This window comes from bacterium (genome assembly GCA_021158245.1).
GTDB lineage: Bacteria > Zhuqueibacterota > QNDG01 > QNDG01 > QNDG01 > QNDG01.
Map to the genome: position 1 here is coordinate 1 of JAGGVB010000025.1, position 13,719 is coordinate 13,719.

12 protein-coding genes and 2 tRNA genes are annotated in these 13,719 nt (G+C 36.9%); 5 read left to right on the forward strand and 9 right to left on the reverse strand.

Features of this window, described 5'->3' with window-relative positions; translation table 11 throughout:
• Positions 1–64: 64 nt before the first annotated feature.
• From J7K93_01350 to J7K93_01385, 8 genes are all read right to left on the reverse strand, one after another.
• Positions 65–364: a hypothetical protein gene (locus J7K93_01350; protein ID MCD6115636.1), complete on the reverse strand. Its 300-nt coding sequence runs from the start codon at positions 362–364 to the stop codon at positions 65–67.
• A 3-nt stretch (positions 365–367) separates the two neighbouring features.
• The gene (locus J7K93_01355) at positions 368–1,537 is read right to left on the reverse strand and encodes a 6-bladed beta-propeller (GenBank protein MCD6115637.1); all 1,170 of its coding nucleotides are present in this window, start codon (positions 1,535–1,537) and stop codon (positions 368–370) included.
• 16 nt (positions 1,538–1,553) lie between these two features.
• Positions 1,554–3,023 carry a radical SAM protein gene (locus tag J7K93_01360; GenBank protein MCD6115638.1) on the reverse strand — a complete coding sequence of 490 codons (1,470 nt, stop codon included), beginning with the start codon at positions 3,021–3,023 and terminating at the stop codon, positions 1,554–1,556.
• Positions 3,024–3,101: 78 nt separating this feature from the next.
• Positions 3,102–3,245 (reverse strand): hypothetical protein, encoded by a 144-nt coding sequence (locus J7K93_01365; GenBank protein MCD6115639.1) that lies wholly within the window; start codon positions 3,243–3,245, stop codon positions 3,102–3,104.
• 86 nt (positions 3,246–3,331) lie between these two features.
• Positions 3,332–3,649 carry a hypothetical protein gene (locus J7K93_01370; protein ID MCD6115640.1) on the reverse strand — a complete coding sequence of 106 codons (318 nt, stop codon included), beginning with the start codon at positions 3,647–3,649 and terminating at the stop codon, positions 3,332–3,334.
• A 704-nt stretch (positions 3,650–4,353) separates the two neighbouring features.
• A tRNA-Asp gene (locus tag J7K93_01375) sits at positions 4,354–4,428 on the reverse strand.
• A 3-nt stretch (positions 4,429–4,431) separates the two neighbouring features.
• Positions 4,432–4,506 (reverse strand) — tRNA-Val (locus J7K93_01380).
• Positions 4,507–4,527: 21 nt separating this feature from the next.
• A complete protein-coding gene (locus J7K93_01385; protein ID MCD6115641.1) occupies positions 4,528–4,791 on the reverse strand; it encodes a hypothetical protein in 264 nt (87 codons plus the stop codon).
• 186 nt (positions 4,792–4,977) lie between these two features.
• Between J7K93_01385 and J7K93_01390 the strand changes: the two genes are divergently transcribed.
• From J7K93_01390 to hemW, 4 genes are all read left to right on the forward strand, one after another.
• Entirely contained in the window at positions 4,978–5,301 is a 324-nt protein-coding gene (locus J7K93_01390; protein ID MCD6115642.1) for a hypothetical protein, read from the forward strand.
• Positions 5,302–5,748: 447 nt separating this feature from the next.
• Positions 5,749–7,545, forward strand: a complete 1,797-nt coding sequence (gene lepA / locus J7K93_01395; protein ID MCD6115643.1) for a translation elongation factor 4 — start codon at positions 5,749–5,751, stop codon at positions 7,543–7,545.
• Between the two features lie 16 nt (positions 7,546–7,561).
• Entirely contained in the window at positions 7,562–8,518 is a 957-nt protein-coding gene (lepB, locus tag J7K93_01400; GenBank protein ID MCD6115644.1) for a signal peptidase I, read from the forward strand.
• 3 nt (positions 8,519–8,521) lie between these two features.
• Positions 8,522–9,631 (forward strand): radical SAM family heme chaperone HemW, encoded by a 1,110-nt coding sequence (hemW, locus tag J7K93_01405; GenBank protein ID MCD6115645.1) that lies wholly within the window; start codon positions 8,522–8,524, stop codon positions 9,629–9,631.
• A gap of 92 nt (positions 9,632–9,723) precedes the next feature.
• Here hemW and J7K93_01410 read toward each other — a convergent pair whose 3' ends face one another.
• On the reverse strand, positions 9,724–10,500 hold the full coding sequence (locus tag J7K93_01410) for a tetratricopeptide repeat protein (GenBank protein ID MCD6115646.1): 777 nt from the start codon (positions 10,498–10,500) through the stop codon (positions 9,724–9,726).
• Between the two features lie 186 nt (positions 10,501–10,686).
• Between J7K93_01410 and uvrA the strand changes: the two genes are divergently transcribed.
• Positions 10,687–13,530, forward strand: a complete 2,844-nt coding sequence (gene uvrA / locus J7K93_01415) for an excinuclease ABC subunit UvrA (protein MCD6115647.1) — start codon at positions 10,687–10,689, stop codon at positions 13,528–13,530.
• Positions 13,531–13,719 lie beyond the last annotated feature (189 nt).

Consider the following 13,719-nt stretch of genomic DNA (forward strand, 5'->3'; position numbering starts at 1 on the left):
ATTGAAATTTTCTATAATCGTATTCGGAAACATTCATATCTTGACAACATGTCTCCGGTGCAATTCACGGCCATGAAAAAGGCTGTTTAATCTTAACTATGTGTCCATTTTTTTGTGGCAATTCCATATCTTTTTTTTGTGCTATGAGACAATTAAATTCCTTTTGGACTTTTATTGTTAACAATGCAATTCTTCTTCTATCTTCATTTAAACTATTTTGCATTTTTACTTCTTCTTGATTTACAACTGTTATATAATTTTCTTTAAATTCTGGGTTTCTTAATATTCCCTTTATTTCTAAATGACCATTACCAACTATTTCAGCATTAAGATATTGGGCAATATTTTTTAATTTAATCATCATATACTAATTCCTTTGAATCAAAGAATATTTTTTAAATAAAATAAATCCCTCATTATTTTCCACTATGGAATAAATAGAATTATTAACAAAAAATGTATATTTATCAAAAATACTTTCAAAAACTATATCATCTTCCGGAGGTGACAATATTATCTCTCTTATATAAATACCATCTTTATTAAAAACATCTAAATGAACTTTTTTATCACTTGTTATCCTCTTAACCAATAAATTCTCTTTATCATTTATCCATATCCCATTAAAAAATGGATGATTGGGGGGGAATTTTATATATTTTTTTCTCCATTTATAGAAATCCTCTCTATGTTTTGATCTACCCTTTTCCATATAAGAATTAATATAATCTCTTTTCTCACTACTTGAGATTTTAACAGAAGGGCTCTGTTTTTTGATTATCATAACCTTGTTGAAATCAACATCAAAGACACTGATTGCATATTTACCGGAAAAACCATAATATATACAATCAGTATTTTTGTTGTACGCAATATATCCGCAAGGTGCAAACGGAGATGGTATTCCAACTGTACCTTTATCTGTAGAAACAAATTCTCTTTTTTGCCATGTCATGCTTTCCGACTTAGATATTACTTCGCCCTCATTATCAATTTTAACGATCTTACACCTGTCTCCGTTTACTGTAAATTTTATACAAAAAATTATATAATTCCCTGCAGTATCAATAAAAATTGCTCCTGGTATTGCACCAACATCAACTCTCAAGTCTGCAAGAAATCTTCCATTAAGATCATACTGTGATATTTTAATGTTACCACCATCAACGACATATATCACACTGTCTTTGACATAAACATAAGTCGGATAAATCCATTCACCAGGGCCGCGTCCTTTTCTTCCAAATTTTCTTTTAAATTTTCCATATTTATCGAACACTCTTACCTGCCTTTCATTCCCTTCAATCAGGTATATATTTTCATAATCATCTACATATAATGCCGATATTTTAGAAAAGCAATAATTGCTGTCACCACCATTTTCTCCTATTGACAGTTCTTCTTTTAAAAGATATTGATCTGAACCATCCTTTGGCGCTCTCAAATTATTTACTACTTTTTCTTGCTTCAATCTCACCTGAGCAAAAACATGAAAAACAATCAAAAATATAATTAATACGCATGTAATTTTTCTCATGTCGCAAGACCCCTTATTAAACTATTTCTATATCATTTAAGAAATCAAAAGCATTGTAATTCTGCTCCCGAATAGTGATATATGATACTAAATCATTATAAATTCCTTCCCGAATATTATTACATTTCTTCCTAAATAACTCTTCATCAATTATTCCATTTCTATTAAAATCTTTTACACATTTTTGACAAAAACGAACAGCCCAACAATTAAAACAATACTTTGAATATAAATCTTCTAAGTCTGTATAAAAATTATAAATCTTATTAAAATCGAATCCATTGAACACACTACCTAAATTATAGACATCCTCAATATAAGAGCAAAAATTAAAGGTCCCATCTGAATTTATAAATATACCTCTTTCCGGGAATGTGCATTGACCATGAGAAGGTACTTCTGTAGAGAGGGTTGTACAAACTCTACGATGATAATTCAAATATTTCATTCTGAATAAACTCATTTCTAATTTACTTGGTTTCTCATTTTTCGATAATTTTCTTTTAAAATTATTAAGAATATTAACAAAGCTTTCAATATGTTTCTCTCTTTCTGCTGGACTAAATTGTTTAAAAAAGACTGTATTCTTTTTATTAACCATTGCACATTTCACTCTCACAGCCTTTGCTATAATTTCCTCATTAATAATGAATTGGTTTAATTCTGAAAAATGATACGGAGGGGCTAATACCATATTGAATCTAACTTTCTTCTTATAATAATCTGGGTACATTGACTCCATAATTTTTAAATTTCTCATAATAGTATTAAAAGTCCCTTTACTATTTTTAAAAACTCTATATCTATCATGAATTCTTTCTGGACCATCCAAACTAATTAAAAGAGAAAAATTGTTTTCAACCAAATATTTTATTATATCTTTATTTAACAATGTTGCATTAGTTGTCATTAATAGACGTATTGCTCCTTTATGTTTTTCTTTAATATATTTCACACATGCTGCGATTAGTTTGAAATTCAATAACGGTTCTCCGCCATAGAAAGAAATCGTTTTCTCCTGAACTTTACTGCTATACTTTAAATAAAAATCTACTGCTTTCTTCATTACAGTTAAACTCATATATTTTTCCGAATGAATTCTATGATATTTATAAGAATCAGAATAAATACAGTATTTACACCTCAAATTACAATCTTCGGTAACTACTAAAGTTATCTTACTGATATTACTTAGCATAGATTCTTTTATACGTTTTTTAAATGGCTCAGTACGAAAATAATTAATTTTAGGTCTATGCGTTGAGAAATAACCTTTTTTTGTAAATAAATTTATTTCCTCTTTTACTTTATTAATATTTTTAGGCGAATTGTAAATTTTGCTTATTTTATATGTAATATCATCTTCTATATTATCTACAAATGTATAATTTAATTTATCTACTTTTAAAATTTCATTAGTATTAACATCATAAATATAATACTTATCATTAATTCTGATTTTCTTAATAAAAGGTTTATTAACCACAGGTAACTCCTTTGATAATAATCACCCGAGGTTTTCTCCCATAAGAAAACCTCGGATTTAATAACTAACAAAAATTACTTATCCCTCTTCTTTATGCTCCGCTTTTGAGTCATCACCGGCGTCAACATTTTTATCATCTTCACTACAACCACAAACACAATCATCACAAGTCCCTGGAGCATTCATAAGATTTGCTTGATCTGAAAAAATATTTTCAATCATGAAAATCACCTCCTTTCTTTTTATTACATTTGCGCAAATGCATTCAATTAATCACATAACAGTTTATTTTCATCCTACTTATTTTATTAAAGTTCATACCCGAAACACCCGCAATCTGAATTCAAATCTATGATTGTTCCGTAAACGCTTATCAGGAAAAATCCTGAAAACAGAATTAATGCAGACATTGCTGCAAACTTCGGATACATCCCGGAAACAAGAAGCACTCCGATTAAAATCTCTAAAACAGGAAGGATTGAAATAACAATGAGAATTAAAGATTCAGGAATAGCCTTAAAATCCATCATAAGATCAACAGCTTTTGACGGATCAATAATCTTTGCAATACCAAAAAAAGTTAAAACAAGTCCGAGAATAATCTTAACCACTCTCACATGCTTCACAAATTCCCCCTGAATTTCGGAATTTGATTTTCCTAATTGTTCGGCATATCTGTCTTACTTAGGGAGGATCCTTATTGATTCAGGATACAATCATCCCCTCATATGAAGACACACTACTAAATGATGAAATTTTGGTATGATGTTTTTTCTAAAGATGCAAGTGCTGTACTGCTTAAAATTTATCATCAACTTTCAGAATATATAAAAATATAAACCATCTGTCAAGTACTTTTTCATTATTTCTTATCTGCTTATTTTCTTTTTACTGTTTTAGTTCCTGGTTTTATTCAAGTTACATCTTTTAACAGTTTTCAAACAATATTTCCGCTCGGCAAGGACAAATCCTGCGGAGGGACTGAGGCATGAGTAGAGTGGATTTGAGTGAAACTGGAAGCTTTATCAAATATCTGGACAAATCAGGGCTGAAGGGTAACAGTACACCCCGATAAGTTAAAATAATTTTTTTTCTTAGTATGATCAAAGCCGGCTGTTTTTCTCATAGCAACAATTAAAATATCCGAATTAATTATTGGTGCCGATACATCTCAAATTGGTTTTTTTAAATAATTAATTGCTGTTCATTTTAGATTGTTCAAGGCGATATCCTGCTTTTGGTCAAGTAAAGTAAAAGACAGAATACATAATTTCTAATAAAACGCAAACAAAAAGCCGCTGAAATTCTTCAACGGCTTTTCTGTTTAGAGCGGGGTCGACGGGATTCGAACCCGCAACTTCCGGCGTGACAGGCCGGTGCTCTAACCAAATTGAACTACGACCCCCTGTGGGCGATACTGGATTCGAACCAGTGACCCCCTGCTTGTAAGGCAGGTGCTCTGAACCAGCTGAGCTAATCGCCCTGGTTCAAAAAATAAACAGCATCAGCCGTTTACTTCATTTGCAGAGGTATTGTCCCTCTTCTTGTGGTATAGAATTGCCAAAGGAAAAATTATAACGTAGGCAATAACCATAAGAACAGGTGCAAGATCGAGAGACCAGAAACTGTCCCATGGACCTTTGCTTAAACAAACATTTCCAATGATGAGAACTGCAAGACCAATAATAAAAAGAACATAATTAGTCTTAGTAAAGGGCAGAACATTTCCCTTTTTACTCTTTTTACCTCTTTTAATCTGTTTAACCATCTTTCCTCCACAAAGAGATAAAAATATAATTAAATCTATGCTTTTTGTCAAGATAAATATTTTTATTCTCTGGCACCCCGCGTTCGCATTGACTCATAAATAAAGTAACTTTAGAGGAATTGAACTTTTTCATAAATTAGTCGTTGCCTCAAAATAGATGTAACCGTAAAGACGGAAGATTTTAGGATGAGTACATCGACTAAATATAAAATTTTAGAAGCAATAAGGATACGGTACAAAAATTCAGCAGGGAAAATAAAAACGCAGCTATTAAATGAGTTTCGTTCGCTATACGGATATAACAGAAAATATGCGATTAGGTTATTAAATTCATCCGCTTTTGTAAAATCTGTTGAAAATCTATCAAAAAGAGGCAGGAAAAAAGTTTATGACGATCCGATTATTTTGGTAGTTTTGAGAGATATTTGGGTTGCCACAAACCTTCCATGGTTGTCGCGTAAGGTTTGTTTATCTTACTTCCATCTATTATTAAATATCGGCTTCGGCTGAAGACTCTACGATTCTTCGTTAAATGCATTTCAAGTATCCGATCGCCTAAATCTTCTTTTTGCAGATACCTTGTAAATCGTTCACATATTTTTTTGCTTATATCTTCTTCTAAACTTGAAGCAATTCGAGTAATATAGACTTGCCCTGAACGAAAGAATCTATATCCAAATTTTCTCATATTTTTTTCGGGCCTTGTAAGTTTCTCTTGATATTTCATGTTAGTGATTAAACTTCACTTGGATGTTACGTGTAATGTCTTTCATTTTGCCTCCTTTTTTGTGTTGTCTTGATACAATAAGGAGGCAATTTTTTTTCATTTTTTCAAGTACTTTCTTTGCTTAACTCGCTGTTTTTTTAATCGTATTTTTTAATCCATTAATTTTTCGGAGAATACCTATGCTTTTTTCCCCGTTGACTATTAATATAAATATCCATATATTTAAAGCTATGTACAAAAAAAATATACGAAATTTTTGCATAATTGCCCACATTGACCACGGCAAATCCACACTTGCTGACAGGCTGCTTGAGAAGACCCATACTGTCTCTCCTGAAGCTATGATGAATCAGGTTCTTGATGACATGGATCTGGAGCGGGAACGCGGTATCACAATCAAAGCCCATGCAATCTCAATGCGGTATGAATATAAACCAAAGGATAATTACCTTCTCAATCTTATTGATACTCCCGGGCACGTTGATTTTTCTTATGAAGTATCACGAAGCCTTGCTGCATGTGAGGGAGCTCTTCTCATCATTGATGCCGCTCAGGGCATAGAAGCACAGACAGTCAGTAATATCTATCTTGCTCTTGAGAACGACCTTACAATTCTGCCTGTAATTAACAAAATCGACCTTTCGAGCGCACAGATTGAACGGACGCAAAAGGAGATAATAGACCTTCTCGGAGTTACTAAGGAAGAAATCCTTCTTATAAGCGCAAAACAGGGAACCGGAATAGATACTGTACTTGAGGCTATTGTCAACAGAATCCCTCCCCCTGAAGGTGAATCAGACGGCCAGCCGAGGGCCCTCATATTTGACTCTGTATTTGATTATTACAGAGGTGCAATAGCTTATGTGCGTATGGTTGACGGCATACTGAATACAGGCGATACGATTAAATTCATGTCAACCGGAAAAGAGTTTAACATTGACGAACTCGGTATACTCAGGCTGCACCGCCACAAAAAAAAATCTTTGAGATCAGGAGAAGTCGGCTACATTATAGCAGGAGCGAAAAACCTTAAAGACACTAAAGTAGGAGATACAATAACACTTGCGTCTGATCCTGCTGAAAAGCCCCTGCCCGGATTTCATGAGCCAAAACCTATGGTATTCTCAGGATTGTTTCCTACTGATTCTGATGATTTGGAGGAACTTCGGAATGCTCTTGATCGTTTAAAACTCAATGATTCCGCTCTGTCAATTATGCCGGAGAGTTCTGCTGCGCTCGGGTTCGGATTCAGGGTAGGTTTTCTCGGCCTGCTGCACATGGAGATAATTCAGGAACGGCTTGAGAGAGAATACAAACAGAGCCTTATAACTACAATGCCGAACGTTGAAATAAGGGTAATTAAAAAGAACGGAGAGACTCTGACAATTGATAATCCCGCAAAATTACCCCAGGTACATGAAGTGGATAAAATCGAAGAGCCTTTTGTTGATGCGCATATTATAACCCCCTCCGAGTATGTAGGCAATTTAATGAAGCTTGCACAGGAGAGAAGAGGCGTTTATAAAAATACATCATACATAGATGAGACCAGAGCAAATCTTCACTACCATCTCCCTTTATCGGAGATTATTTTTGATTTTTACGATAAGCTGAAATCAGTATCAAGAGGATATGCATCATTTGATTACGACCTTATAGGATTTGAGAAATCCGATCTCGTTAAACTTGACCTGCTTATTAATGCAGAGCCTGTGGACGCGCTGTCTATGATAGTACACAGGTCAAAAGCATTTGAATGGGGGCAAAAACTTACTATAAAATTAAAAGAAATAATACCGCGCCAGATGTTTGAAGTTGCAATTCAGGCTGCAATCGGATCTAAGGTAATTTCAAGAACAACTGTTAAAGCTTTACGTAAGAATGTTACAGCTAAATGCTACGGCGGAGACATCTCAAGAAAAAGAAAATTACTGGAAAAACAGAGGCAGGGGAAAAAACGTATGAAAATGGTGGGAAAGGTTGAAATCCCCCAGGAAGCATTCCTCGCTCTTTTACAAATCAAATAAAAATCAGGGGCTATTTATGAACCAGTCAATCAAACAAAAACCCAAAGGAAAAAATAACAAAAGCGCTGCAAGACAATATGCAGAATCCTTTCTTGTTGCTCTGATTATCGCACTGGTAATCCGTGCTCTTGTCATATACCCTTTTAGAATCCCCACAGGTTCAATGGAAGATACGCTTTTAGTCGGAGACTTCCTCCTTGCCAACAAGTTTGTATACGGCCTGCGTTCTCCCGACTGGATAGGAATTCCATATACAAAATTAGGCTTTGAGATACCATTTTTCAGAACTCCGGGATTCAGGAATCCCAAACAGGGAGATGTTGTAATTTTTAAATATCCGAGGGATCCGAAACTTAACTATATCAAAAGATGCATTGCTGTCAGCGGAGATACAATTGAAGTCAGGCATAAAAAAGTTTATGTAAACGGAAAGCTTTTTCCTGACCCTCCTAATGCAAAATATATCGGAGCAATGTATCCCGAATCATACAAAGAGTATGCAATATTTCCGCCGAATGCAGGAAACAGAGACAATTACGGCCCTGTAAGAATTCCTGCGCCCGGAGATGTATATACATTCTCAGATTCAAACAGAAGTGTATGGTTTGAGCGTTTTCAGCTTATAATTTACGAAGGCCATACAATTACATTGAGTTACAAAGGCCAGACAACTAACCTTACACTCTCCAATCAGAACAGATGGCCGAGAGCGCTTGAGACCTACCCTGTTTCCAGTTTTGCAATTGACGGAACACCTCTTGATAAATGTAAATACATTGTTAAAAATATTCTATACTTCATGATGGGAGACAACAGAGACAACAGCCTTGATTCCAGGTACTGGGGATTTTTACCTGAAAGGTATGTTGTGGGTGAAGGCCTGATAATATACTTTTCATGGAACAGCGAACTGCCTTTTTACAGGCTGACAAAAAAACTTAGAATTCAACGAATTCTTAATCTGATTCATTAAAGCATGGCAGGAATTTACATACACGTTCCTTTTTGTAAAAGAAAATGCAGCTACTGTGATTTTTACTCTGTAACTGCTCAAAATAAAATTCCTGTTTTTATTAATTCCATTATAAGGGAGATATTTCTTAAGAAAGAATCTCCCTTTGGTAATATTACATTTGATACAGTATATTTCGGGGGCGGCACTCCGTCCCTTCTCTCTTCCCTGCAGATCAGTGAAATCTTAACTGCTGTATATAACAACTTTACAGTATCAAATGATCCGGAAATTACTATTGAAGCAAATCCCTTTACCCTTGACAACAACAATCTTGAAAATTTCAGAAAAACCGGAATAAACCGTATAAGTATAGGATGCCAGTCCTTTAATAATGATGAACTAAAACTCCTCGGCAGGCTTCACAACTCTAATCAGGGAGAAAACGCTGTAAAACTTGCAAAGGAATTCTTTGACAACATAAGCATTGATCTCATATTCGGACTCCCCGGACAGAGCAAAGAGACATGGCGAAAAACATTAAATAAAGCTACAGCCCTTAAGCCGGATCACATTTCAACCTATGTACTTTCATGGTCAGATAGAACTCCCATGGGAAGGCTTATTGAAACCGGCAGACTGGAAAAACCTGAAACTGAAACAATTGCCGAAATGTACTTAATGACAAGCAGCATGCTGAAATCAGCAGGTTATATACATTATGAAATTTCCAACTTCGCACAACCTGGAATGGAATCAAAACACAATACAGGATATTGGAATGGCGAGCCCTATCTCGGTTTCGGGCCTTCGGCACACTCTTTTTCAGGCAGCATGAGAGAGTGGAATGCAAGTAATATTGATGAATACGTAAGCATGATATCACATGGGGAAAAACCTGTTCAGGATTATGAAGAACTGAGTGAAAATGACAGGCTTCTGGAAAGAATCGCTTTGGGACTGCGGACTGTTGAAGGAATTCCCCTGTCCATGATTAAAAATAGTCTGGATATTGCTGAAGATCTTATAAAAAAGGGCCTTGCGAGAAAGGAAGGAAATCGTTTCATTCTTCTCCCTGAAGGGATGCTGCTCGCAGATGAGATTGCTGTAAAATTCATACAGCTTTGCCAATGATTTTTATTAGGAGGATTAAAAGGAGCCGTATGAAAAGCCTGCTTATTTTATAACGCAGATTACAGCTTTTAATACGGCCCCTTGATTTAAAACTATTTTTTCAGATGCTTGAGCATCTTTTGTGCTTCTGCTTTGAATGCAGGATCATCTTCTTCCACATTGGGAAGTTCAAGCACTTTCTGCAGAGGCTCGCGCATCAGTTCTTTTTTGCCCATATATTTGTATGTACGGGCAAGTTCCAGATAATGCTCTATATGATTCGGATTAATCTCGATTGCTTTTTTGAACATTTTAACAGCTTCCTCATTGGAAGCAGGAGGTACACCGCCGTAGAGAATTTTTGCAAAGGAACGAAGCACCCAGCTTAAGTTTGCAAGGCCCTGATTCCATCTGCCGAGAACGTGATAAGCAAGATCAGCATTGGGGTTGAGTTCAACAGCCTTTTTTGCTTCTTTCTCAATAAGTTTTGAGAGTTCAATCTTTTTCTTGCCGCCGCGGAAAAGTGCAAGCCTTCCGTAAGCAACTGAAAGTTTGAAATGGCCTTGCCAGCCTTCAGGATTAAGCTCTGTTGCTTTCTGACAATATTCAACAGCTTTAGCAAAAAGAGACTCCTTGCGCGCTTTCTGATTATCCGGGAGCTTATTTGCAAACTCTGTTGTTTCATCGCCTGTTTTCCATGCTGCTTCGTAATTAGCGGGATCCAATTTTAAAGCATTCATGTAATCAATAGCAGCCATTTCATGATTCCACTTTGCAGCAAGAGAATCACCCTTTGCAATAAGTGCAGCTACGTCCTGTCCCTGCTGAGCAGATACACTTACTGCACAAATCAGGGCAAGAAGTAAAACAAGTAGAATTGTCTTTTTCATGGTACCTCCGTATATAATGAGAATTATATCATAAATAACGATAATTCTTCATAAAAACAAGTTCTTTTTAAAGATGCAGCATTGATTAATGAGGCATAATAATTTGCTATTAGTTTTAGAATATGGAAGTTACAACAGCATTTTACAAACAGGTCAATGTAAGGACAGATTTAACAGGATGACAAAATGAGCAAAACCGACGCAATAATCATACATGGAGCCCGGGAACATAATTTAAAAAATATTGATGTCAATATCCCAAGGGGAAAACTGACAGTTATTACAGGATTGTCCGGATCAGGAAAATCTTCTCTTGCCTTTGATACAATTTATGCGGAAGGACAGAGAAGATACGTTGAATCATTATCCTCTTATGCACGTCAGTTTCTGGGCCTTATGGAAAAGCCTGATGTTGAAACAATTGAAGGCCTTTCTCCTGCAATCTCCATTGAGCAGAGGAAATCAAGCAAAAATCCCCGTTCAACCGTAGGTACAGTTACTGAAATTTATGACTATTTAAGGCTTTTATTCGCACGAATTGGTGTACCATACTGTTATCAATGCGGCAGAAAAATTGAAAAACAGACAGTGGACCAGATGGTTGATTCAATATTAAGCATGGAAAAAGGTACCAGGATTCAGCTTCTCGCTCCTGTTGTAAAGGGCCGCAAAGGAGAATACAAAGATGTATTTGATCAGGTACGCCGTGACGGTTTTGTAAGAGTACGGGTTGACGGCAGGCTTTATGACCTTGACGAACAGATCAATCTGGAAAAGAATAAGAAACACAATATAGAAGTTGTTATTGACCGTCTTGTTGTTGACCCGTCCATAAACAAACGGCTTGCAGATTCCCTTGAAACAGCACTTGGCGTATCTTCAGGGTCTGTCATTATAGACATTGCCGGGAAAAAACAGATGCTCTTGTCAGCTCTTTTTGCATGTGTCCACTGCAGCATAAGCTACGATGCGCCAAGCCCCCGCATGTTCTCATTCAATTCTCCCTTTGGAGCATGCCCTGTATGCAACGGATTGGGAATAATTATGAAAATTGACCCTGATCTAGTTGTGCCGGATAAGGAAAAATCTATAAATCAGGGCGCTGTACAACCCTGGGGCAATGCAAGAGACGGATGGTATTTCAGCAGATTGAGGACAATCAGTAAAGCCTTCGGATTTTCTCTTGATACTCCTTTTAAGGATATTGATTCTGAATTTCAAAACATAATTCTTTACGGAGCCGGAGACCGCGAATTCCGCTTTAAGTACGAATCTGCAAATAAAAAAACCGCAGGAGTATTTGTAAACAAATTCGAAGGAGTTCTGAAAAACCTTGAGCGGCGCTACAGAGAAACAACATCCCAGGGTATCAGAAACTGGATTGAAGGATACATGAACGTACAGACATGTCCTGAGTGCGGCGGCTCACGCCTGAGAAAAGAGAGCAGATCTGTAAAGATACACGGCAAATCAATAGACGAGATAACAGCTTTGTCAATAAAAGAAGCTGCTGAATTTTTCCGGGATGTCAAATTCACAAAAAAGGAACAAGCCATATCCCGCCAGATCCTTCAGGAGATCAATGAACGGCTGAAATTTTTAATAAATGTAGGACTTGACTATCTTACACTTGACAGGACAGCATCCACTCTTGCAGGAGGCGAAGCTCAGAGAATCCGCCTTGCAACCCAGATAGGTTCTCAGCTTGTCGGAGTTCTGTACATTCTTGACGAGCCTTCAATAGGGCTTCATCAGAGAGATAATAACAGATTAATCAGCACGCTTACTGCTCTGCGGGACATAGGGAATACCGTGATCGTGGTTGAACATGACAAAGAGACAATACTCGCTGCAGATTACGTAATTGACCTTGGCCCCGGAGCAGGCGTCAACGGCGGTAATGTAGTTGCAGCCGGAACTCCCCGGGAAATAATGGAAAATGCACAATCCCTAACAGGGCAGTATCTTTCAGGCAAAGCATCTATTCCCCTGCCTGAAACACGCAGAATTTCAGGCACCGGGAAAATAACAATAAAAGGCGCTGAAGGCAACAATCTTAAAAATATAAATGTTGACATTCCTCTCGGGCTATTCGTATGTATTACAGGTGTTTCCGGCTCAGGCAAATCATCTCTCATAAATGAGACTTTGTATCCCGCACTCCGCAGGAGGCTCTACCATACAAAACAGTCTCCTCTGCCTTACAGGGAAATTACAGGTTTTGAGTACATTGACAAAGTAATTGACATTAACCAGTCTCCCATCGGCAGAACCCCGCGTTCTAACCCTGCCACATACACTGGTGTCTTTACTCACATAAGGGATCTTTTTTCACAGCTACCCGAAGCAAAAATAAGGGGATACAAACCCGGCCGCTTCAGTTTTAATGTACGGGGAGGAAGATGCGAAGCTTGTGAAGGAGGCGGAATTATCAAGATTGAGATGCACTTTCTTCCTGATGTATACATACCCTGTGAAGTATGCAAAGGTAAAAGATACAACAGGGAAACCCTGGAAGTAAAATACAGGGGCAAAACTATTTCCGATGTTCTTGACATGACAGTATCAGAAGCACTGATATTTTTTGACAAAATACCTCCGATAAAGAGAAAGCTGAAAATTCTGGAAGATGTGGGCCTGGGATATATCGGACTCGGCCAGCCTGCTACCACACTGTCAGGAGGAGAAGCTCAGAGAATCAAGCTTTCCGGAGAACTGTCACAGAAAGCAACAGGCAGTACTCTTTACATTCTTGATGAACCTACTACAGGCCTGCATTTTGAGGATATAAAGATGCTGCTGAATGTTCTTGACAGGCTGGTACAGAGGGGCAATACAGTTGTTGTTATTGAACATAATCCTGATGTGATAAAAACCGCAGACTGGATTATAGACCTCGGCCCTGAAGGGGGCGACCAGGGAGGAACAATTGTGGCTTCAGGCCCGCCTGAAAAAATTGCGCGTGTAAAGAAATCTTATACAGGGATGTTTTTAAATACTGAACTTAAAAATATACATCGGAGAAAATAAAATAGGCCATTCGTATTGAGGAAAGGAATAAAGGATAAAACCTCCTTTTCCCCCGGCATCTGAAAAGTCAACTACCACCGTTAGAAACGGTGGCTTGTAAAAAACCCTGAAAGGTGCAACTATTCCAAATTATCAATATCCAAACAAGTTCTGTTCCTTTTCTCTCTCTTTCTTCTCTTGATATTTTAC

Excerpts from the sequence above, each read along its gene's own strand:
- J7K93_01350 (MCD6115636.1), bottom strand. The coding sequence starts at position 364 with ATGATGATTAAATTAAAAAATATTGCCCAATATCTTAATGCTGAAATA.
- J7K93_01355 (MCD6115637.1), bottom strand. The coding sequence starts at position 1,537 with ATGAGAAAAATTACATGCGTATTAATTATATTTTTGATTGTTTTTCAT.
- J7K93_01365 (MCD6115639.1), bottom strand. The coding sequence starts at position 3,245 with ATGATTGAAAATATTTTTTCAGATCAAGCAAATCTTATGAATGCTCCA.
- J7K93_01385 (MCD6115641.1), bottom strand. The coding sequence starts at position 4,791 with ATGGTTAAACAGATTAAAAGAGGTAAAAAGAGTAAAAAGGGAAATGTT.
- J7K93_01390 (MCD6115642.1), top strand. The coding sequence starts at position 4,978 with ATGAGTACATCGACTAAATATAAAATTTTAGAAGCAATAAGGATACGG.
- lepA (MCD6115643.1), top strand. The coding sequence starts at position 5,749 with ATGTACAAAAAAAATATACGAAATTTTTGCATAATTGCCCACATTGAC.
- lepB (MCD6115644.1), top strand. The coding sequence starts at position 7,562 with ATGAACCAGTCAATCAAACAAAAACCCAAAGGAAAAAATAACAAAAGC.
- hemW (MCD6115645.1), top strand. The coding sequence starts at position 8,522 with ATGGCAGGAATTTACATACACGTTCCTTTTTGTAAAAGAAAATGCAGC.
- J7K93_01410 (MCD6115646.1), bottom strand. The coding sequence starts at position 10,500 with ATGAAAAAGACAATTCTACTTGTTTTACTTCTTGCCCTGATTTGTGCA.
- uvrA (MCD6115647.1), top strand. The coding sequence starts at position 10,687 with ATGAGCAAAACCGACGCAATAATCATACATGGAGCCCGGGAACATAAT.